Source organism: Spongiivirga sp. MCCC 1A20706, assembly GCF_046524175.1.
Lineage (GTDB): Bacteria > Bacteroidota > Bacteroidia > Flavobacteriales > Flavobacteriaceae > Spongiivirga.
Map to the genome: position 1 here is coordinate 491257 of NZ_JBEFZF010000004.1, position 7797 is coordinate 499053.

Sequence of the window (7797 nt, forward strand, 5' to 3'; positions counted from 1 at the left end):
CCTGGCCCTAGCACGAAAGTGCTGGGGTTTTTCTTTTCATCGAACTTTTGCAATTAAAATAAGACCAGAACATTGTATTTTAGCTACAAATTGAAATGCATGCTATCAATCGATGCCTACAGAGCGGTATTTGTAGAATATCTTGAAGAAAAAACATATAACAACAAACCGACCAGTCTTTACCAACCCATAAATTATATCTTAAAACTGGGCGGAAAGCGGTTAAGACCTCTTTTAACTCTGATGACTACTGATATTTTTGCAGGTGATCATAAACACGCTTTAGATGCAGCATTGGCGATTGAAGTATTTCATAATTTCTCTCTAATACATGATGATATTATGGACGATGCGCCGCTCCGACGAGGTCAAGCAACAGTGCATGAAAAATGGGATCTTAATACAGGCATTTTATCAGGGGATGCAATGTTGATTTTATCATATCAATTATTCGAATCATATGAGCATCCAATTTTTAAAGATCTCATAACCTTGTTTAGTAAAACTGCTCTTGAAGTTTGTGAAGGACAGCAGTATGATATTGATTTTGAAACTCGCGATGATGTCACTATTACTGAATATCTTAAAATGATAGAGTACAAAACATCCGTTTTGGTGGCAGCCGCAATGAAAATGGGCGCTATTATTGCAAAAGCTGAAATTGAAGACCAAAATGGTATTTATGAATTTGGCAGGAATCTTGGCATCGCCTTTCAGCTTCAAGATGATTTTCTCGATGCATTTGGTGACCCTAAAACATTTGGCAAACAGGTAGGCGGTGACATTATTGAAAATAAAAAGACTTATTTGTATTTAAAAGCTCTTAAAGGTTCAAACAAAAAACAGGCTACTCAGCTTACTGATCTTTTTTCAATTCAACCCGCATCAAGTGAAGAGAAAGTTACCATAGTAAAACAGCTTTTTGAAACTACTGGAGCGGCCAATGCAACTAAACGGGCAATTAAAACCTATACTGAAAAGGCATTTTCTGTTTTAGATACCCTAGCGATTGATGAAAGCAAAAAAATGATGCTCCAGAAGTTTGGTGAAAGTTTGATGAATCGCACTGTCTAAAATAATCGCTTAAAAAAGGCTTCTAAAAAGGGCCATGAAGTTAGGCTAGACATAATGCGAAGCTCTTGAATGAAATGAGTTTGCTCGTCTAAAAACTTCAATATATTTTTAGGATCATTTCGCTTAAACATTTTAGTAAAAATGACTCCTCCTTTGTGATTATATTTGGTTAAAACATCTAAAAACCAAAGATCATAATACCAAAAGCGTGTTTTTTTATTCAATTTTCGAAAATCAATGTCTGTATCAACTAAGAGTACTAAATCCCTAGTCTTTCTTGATATCATATTAAAAGTAAAACCAGTACTGGCTTTGGTCCAACCACCTGCTGTTCCTATATCTAAAATATTTTTGGTTGTATTAATTCCAAAAGGTGCTACCGTCATCGGTATAGAGCCATGTTCCGTTTCTTTGATAGTATAATTGCTAACTCCTAGCTGTTCTAAATACTCTTTTATCGCATTTTCATATGCTAACGGCTCTAACAGATCTTTAGAAAACAAGGTGTATTCTAGTAAGGCTTCGTTGCTAGACCTTGGTAACACATACATAAAGCGTGTATTGCCATTTTGTGGTAGGTCAAAATCCATAAAAGTAGCTGTAGTAGCATCAAAAATAGCTTCTTCGGTTTCAACTACCCATCCTATAAAGTGTTGCTGTAAAACAGGGTATTTATTTTGATTATTGATAATTTTCCAATCAAAAATACTATTGAACACTTTTTGCCCAAAGTATTCATTTTGATTGGTTCTAACCACCACATGTGCTATTTCATCTTTAAGTGATGACAGCGATTCTTGTCTGATTTCAATATTATTTTGTGAACTTAAAACACCTAGTATTTTCTTATAAAAATCAATACCCCTTATCATCTTGTATGAAAACGGATCTAGCTTAAAACTATTACTATAATTATTCCCTTTAAAAAGGCAATTATCCCACTTAATGGTTACAATATCATCCCATTCGCCAATTCCTTCTTCCCAAAAACACCAGGTACGATCATTTGTATTCTTCAAGTCTTTATCTAACAGAAGAAAATTTTTATCAGCAAACTTTCCTGACATCACCATTCGGTAAGCCAACATCAAACCAGCTGCTCCTGTTCCTGTAAAAATATAGTCAAAAGACGTGGAGTCTTGCATAGGTTAGTTAGAGTAGGTAATGACAGGTATACGAATCGTTTCTTCTTTAAAACCAATATTTTCAACAACAGCTATAATCTCAATAGCCAAGTGAATACCGTACAAATTATCCGGATTGTTTAAGGCTAAGAATACCTCATTTCTGGACTTCTTTTTTACGGTTACAATACCAGATTTATAATTCTCACGTGAGCCGCTTAGATCATAAGTGAAATCTTCTTTGTCTTTAAAAAGTAGCGCATTCGATTCGTCGACAACATAAATATCACAAATATTTGCTCCTGGTGGCGCATTCAAACTATTAACTGATTGTTGCAGAGACGATTTCTGTTCTATAAAGTTGGTAAGTTCACCAGCCAGATTAAAGGTTTTAAGTGTATTTGTGATTTCTTCTTCATTTCGTGATGCCGAAAAAACGTAATACCATTCTTTAGTATTATTAGGAAGATTTACTGGTAGTAAAACCCTGTTTTTTCCTCCTTTAATCAATGCATTACTTCGGCTATTTAAATAGAATTTATCTTTTTGAATTGATTGTGTTTGCAAACCTACTACTTGCTTCATCACAGTAGTTTGATACGCATAAGTGGTGTCTATTTTTTGTTTTTTCTGAGCAGATAGTGGAATTATTCCGATAATTGACGAAAAAACCATTACTAATATCACTTTCATAGAACACTAGATTTTCTCAAAAATAGGAAAATGAAAAATTCTATTGTAAATACTACTACAATTAAAACGATTTAGATTACTCATCTAACACTTTTAAAAGTTTTTTGGGCGATAGGTATTCGAAATATCTTGCTGTTATTTCAAACTTTTCGTTTAAAACAATTAGTGCAGGAAGCGTAAATGGACGATTTTTACGTGAGGCTAATAGTAGTGGAATTTCGTGAGTTGGATTTCTCTTGGTTCCAAGCTGTTTATTCACAAATATCCCACCTCCAAACGAAATAGTATCAGTACTCTCGGCATTCATCTTCACAGCATAGTAACTGGTATTTAATTTTGAAATAACTTTAAGATCTCGAAAACCAACCTTTTCCATCTTCTTGCAATATACACACCAGTCTGCATAAAAATTGATAAGTACTTTTTTAGGTTTTACTTTTAGTGAGTCTTCTAACTGCTCAAAAGTGAGCCAATCTATTGTAGTTGTTTGTTGTGCTGAAATAGTTTGGCATAGTAAAGCAAAAAGCAAGTATGTGCTAACTCTTATAAGCATCAGTTTTTATTATTTATCTCCGGCTATATTGTTTTTAAGATGTATGATCTGCTAATGAAATTTGCCAAATTTTATGCCAACAAAGAGCGTTCGAGGTAGGTTGGGTCCATAAATATAATCAGAATCCCTTGTCGGTCCTATGTCAAAATCATCTTGGTAGCTGTTAAATAGGTTTTTCACACCTGCTGAAAATGTTACCATGAAGTCGTCATTAAAATCGATATGACTTTCCACTTTGATATTTAGGTCAAAAAAAGGATTGACCTCATTCAATTGTAAAAAGCCCGTATCGCTAATAACCAAAGGAACAGTCATCTCACCTGTATAAGTCCCTGTCAGGTCTACATTAAATTTTTTGTTCGGTAGCCATGAAGCATTGAGGTAACCATACAGATTAGGAACTCTCACGAACTCTTCAATTGCGATATCATTTTCACCAGGAGTTCCGTCGCTTTCAAATAAAAGCTGCTCTTCTTCGAATTTTGTACGTTGTATGGTACCACCAAGTTGGAATCGCCATTTGGGATTGGGGGATACCCCAAATTCAAAATTAGAACCAAACACTTTGGCGTTCTCTCCATTTCTGACCTCTTCTAGTATCGAGCCATTTTCTAAAACAGCACCCGTACTTACCAAGGTAAAAGGATCTTTAAGTTGAGTAATGAAACCTTCTATTAAAAAATCTAATTGCCAAAGATTTACGGTTTTCGAATAATTTAATGAACCAGTAAATGCGTTCGAGAATTCTGATTCTAAATCGTCAGACAGGATCACAAATTGTGGTTCGCCACCCACGCTTGAGATATGTAAATCTTCATTAAACGCCTGCGGAGTTCTAAATCCACGAGCGTACCCGCCACGAAAACGCAATTCTTCAGTAAGCAAGTACGATAGCGTTAATCTTGGTGAAAATGCTGTTTGACTGATATTTACATTGCGGGATATACCACCGATAGTGTAATCTCCGTCAACTATTACATTATCTAATCGCCCCCCTAGTAAAGCAGTAAATTTTTTTGAGGGTTTCCATTCATATTGTGCATACACACCTATCGAGTTTACGCTTTGGTCAATCAGTCGATTATATCCAGGTATAATATCTTCTGTGTTGGTAATATTGTATTCGACACCAGAAGTGATGACATCGTCATTTTTGAAGTTTTTAGTGTATTGCAATCCGTTTACCCAAGCAAGATCTTTCGTAGAACCAAAAGCATTATTTGCGGTTATACTGTCCTGTCTCGTACGGGCACCTCCCAATCCTCCATAATAACTATCTCTATCTGTATATGATGTTGATGTGTATAGTTGAAACTTGTTGGTGTTATCCTCACTATTTATTTCATAGTCGGCGCCACCTATAAATGTATCATGATCTAATTCTTCGGTAATATCGGTAAACTGAGGGGCTAGATTTAAACGGTCTCCACCACGACGATATTCACGAATAGCATTTAAATTAACCGAAACACGACTACGATCGTTAGGCTTTACAAAAGCTTTACCTCCAATGGTAGTATTACGAAGTTCTGTTATTTCCGTAAATCCATCATCGTTTGCGTCATATTCATCTCTGTTTCTATAAGTACCATATAGCGTTATTCCGCTATTTAAGTCATCTGCAACGGTAGATACGTTGAACGTTACATTGCGATCAAGAGCATCACTATCTATTATGGCGAGGTTACTGCCTATTTCCCAGGTATTTAATACCGGATCTTTGGTAATCACATTTACCGTTCCTGCAATGGCATTGGAGCCAAATAAGGCAGATCCGCCACTTCTCACCACTTCAACTCGGTTGATGATATTAGTTGGTATTTGCTCAAGGCCGTATACTCCAAGTAACGATGTAAATACCGGGCGACTATTCAGTAGAATTTGGGTATAAGCTCCATCCAGTCCATTAAGTCTTACCTGAGTAAATCCACAGTTTTGGCAATTAGTTTCTACTCGCACTCCGGGAGCAAAGTTTAAGCCATCTGCAAGGGTAATTGATTGTGTTGCTTTAAGTAATCTTGGTTTTATTGAAGAAACGACCACAGGAGTTGTTTTTCGTTCTACACGATTTCGTGTAGCGCTTAATACTACTTCTTCAAGACCTAGAACGTCTTCAGTAAGTGCAAAATTAAGAGTGAGGTTTTCATCCTTGGCTACGTTTATGTACTTTTTAATCGTGCGATAACCTTGAGATTGTACAACCAAAGTATAATCTCCTGCTGTTAATGTTAGTTTGTAATAACCATCAACATTAGCGGTGGTGCCCTCTGATCCATTTTGAACATAAATACTTGCATAAGGTACAGGTTGATTGTTATGTGTAATGGCACCGCTAACAACGGCTATATCTTGGGCACTACAAATTGCCAAAAAAAATAGACAGATGGCGATTAATAATTGTTTCATAGCTCAATTTGAAGCGCAAAAATAATACAATTTTTAGATTAAACTAAAAAATGAATTACCATTGCTTAAAAAATAATATATTTGTTAAAATTTTTGACATCATGTTTACGCATTCAGAAGAAAATTATTTAAAAGCCATTTATCATTTAAGCCAGCAACAAGAGGGAGGTGTTAGCACTAATGCTATTGCTGACAAAATGGAAACTAAAGCGTCATCGGTGACTGATATGATCAAGAAACTAGCGGACAAAGCGCTGGTTGATTATGTAAAATATCAAGGCGTTACCTTGACCAAAAAAGGCGAAAAAGTTGCCATTAAAATCGTAAGAAAGCATCGCTTATGGGAAGTTTTTTTAGTAGAGAAATTAAATTTCACTTGGGATGAAGTGCATGATGTTGCGGAGCAGTTGGAACATATTAAATCGGAAAAATTAACCGCCGAGCTGGATGCATTTTTGGAATACCCTACAGAAGATCCTCACGGAGACCCAATACCAGACAAAGATGGTCAAATTAAGAAATCGAAACGTGTTACTTTGTCTGAAATTGAAGTGGGAGAAAGATGCTTGTGTGTTGGTGTACACGATTCTTCTTCAGACTTTCTTCAGTATTTAGACAATCATAATATTAAACTAGGAAAAAAAATGAAAGTACTATCAAAAGAAACATTTGATGGGACTATGGTTGTTCGACTTAAGAAGAAGGAACTCCCTTTATCTAGCAGAATAACTAATAATTTATACGTAAAGAAGATTTAGAATGTTTGATCAGGTAGTTACATATTTAGAGGGCATTGATCCTATTTTGGCTGCACTTTATGCTTCTTTATTTACATGGATTTTGACCGCAACGGGAGCAAGTTTGGTGTTTCTTTTTAAAGGAATGAACAGGGCATTATTAGATGGAATGCTTGGTTTTACTGGAGGAGTAATGGTTGCTGCAAGTTTTTGGAGTTTGTTGGCTCCTGGGATTGAGATGAGTGAAGGCGAAGGTTTTGTTAAGGTGATGCCGGCGGCCATAGGTTTTGCCCTTGGAGCTTTATTTATATATGGCTTGGACAAAGTTTTACCCCATTTGCATATAAATTTTAGACAAGAAGAGGCAGAAGGAATAAAAACTCCTTGGCATCGTACTACATTATTGGTACTTGCAATTACATTACATAACATTCCTGAAGGATTAGCAGTAGGCGTACTTTTTGGGGGTGTTGCCGCTGGATTGCCGGAGGCTTCAATTGCAGGCGCGGTAGTATTAGCATTGGGGATAGGTATCCAGAATTTTCCGGAAGGTCTTGCTGTTTCTATGCCAATGCGTCGGCAGGGAGCATCAAAATTCAAAAGTTTTTGGTACGGTCAGCTATCAGCCATTGTAGAACCAGTTGCCGCTGTAGTCGGAGCATTAGCGGTCTCTTTTTTTACTCCCATATTACCCTACGCTTTAGCATTTGCTGCGGGCGCAATGATATTTGTTGTTATTGAAGAAGTGATACCAGAAACCCAACGCGATAAATATACTGATATCGCGACTTTAGGCTTTATTGGAGGATTCATCGTAATGATGAGTTTAGATGTTGCTCTAGGTTGATTAGGAAGACTAAAAAGTAAAATCCCGAGTATTGGCTCGGGATTTTTTTTGTTTTAGGTTTTTTTCTCTTTCATAGATGGCGAAAGCCATTTACTTTATAATTCAAGAAAAGATAATTAAGGTTCCTACTGAGATAAGCAAGATGAATAGTAATACTTTTTTCATTTAGTGATGTATTTATATTTTATTTAATTCTGACTTTAATTGTTAATTGCCATATCAACTATAGTTTAGAAAAGATGGTAGTGTAGTAATACTTTCCGTTGTTATCTTTTTTAGCGGAGATTCCGATATGCGAGAAATCATCTTCCAATACTTCTCTGTGGCTATCACTATTAATCCATGCATTTACTACACCCTGGG

General features: G+C 36.0%; 8 protein-coding genes. 3 read left to right on the top strand and 5 right to left on the bottom strand.

The features are described from left to right. The first annotated feature begins 99 nt into the window (after positions 1–99). On the top strand, positions 100–1074 hold the full coding sequence (locus tag ABN763_RS12555) for a polyprenyl synthetase family protein (protein WP_410485817.1): 975 nt from the start codon (positions 100–102) through the stop codon (positions 1072–1074). Here ABN763_RS12555 and ABN763_RS12560 read toward each other — a convergent pair. From ABN763_RS12560 to ABN763_RS12575, 4 genes are all read right to left on the bottom strand, one after another. Next, positions 1071–2219 (bottom strand): lycopene cyclase family protein, encoded by a 1149-nt coding sequence (locus ABN763_RS12560; protein WP_410485818.1) that lies wholly within the window; start codon positions 2217–2219, stop codon positions 1071–1073. The two genes, ABN763_RS12555 and ABN763_RS12560, sit on opposite strands and share 4 nt — an antisense overlap. A 3-nt stretch (positions 2220–2222) precedes the next feature. Then, the gene (locus tag ABN763_RS12565) at positions 2223–2891 is read right to left on the bottom strand and encodes a hypothetical protein (protein ID WP_410485819.1); all 669 of its coding nucleotides are present in this window, start codon (positions 2889–2891) and stop codon (positions 2223–2225) included. Positions 2892–2967: 76 nt separating this feature from the next. Continuing rightward, positions 2968–3444, bottom strand: coding sequence for a thioredoxin family protein (locus tag ABN763_RS12570; protein WP_410485820.1), 477 nt, complete (start codon positions 3442–3444; stop codon positions 2968–2970). 51 nt (positions 3445–3495) lie between these two features. After that, positions 3496–5850, bottom strand: coding sequence for a TonB-dependent receptor (locus ABN763_RS12575; protein ID WP_410485821.1), 2355 nt, complete (start codon positions 5848–5850; stop codon positions 3496–3498). A 101-nt stretch (positions 5851–5951) separates the two neighbouring features. Here ABN763_RS12575 and ABN763_RS12580 point away from each other — a divergent pair, with 101 nt between their 5' ends. Together ABN763_RS12580 and ABN763_RS12585 are read left to right on the top strand one after the other, a co-directional pair. Then, complete coding sequence (locus ABN763_RS12580; protein ID WP_410485822.1) at positions 5952–6608, top strand: metal-dependent transcriptional regulator; 657 nt, start codon at positions 5952–5954, stop codon at positions 6606–6608. 1 nt (position 6609) lies between these two features. Continuing rightward, on the top strand, positions 6610–7434 hold the full coding sequence (locus ABN763_RS12585) for a ZIP family metal transporter (RefSeq protein WP_410485823.1): 825 nt from the start codon (positions 6610–6612) through the stop codon (positions 7432–7434). 223 nt (positions 7435–7657) lie between these two features. Here the strand turns inward: ABN763_RS12585 and ABN763_RS12590 are convergent. After that, positions 7658–7797 (bottom strand): CAP domain-containing protein (locus tag ABN763_RS12590; protein ID WP_410485833.1); only part of this gene is annotated, 140 nt, incomplete at its 5' end.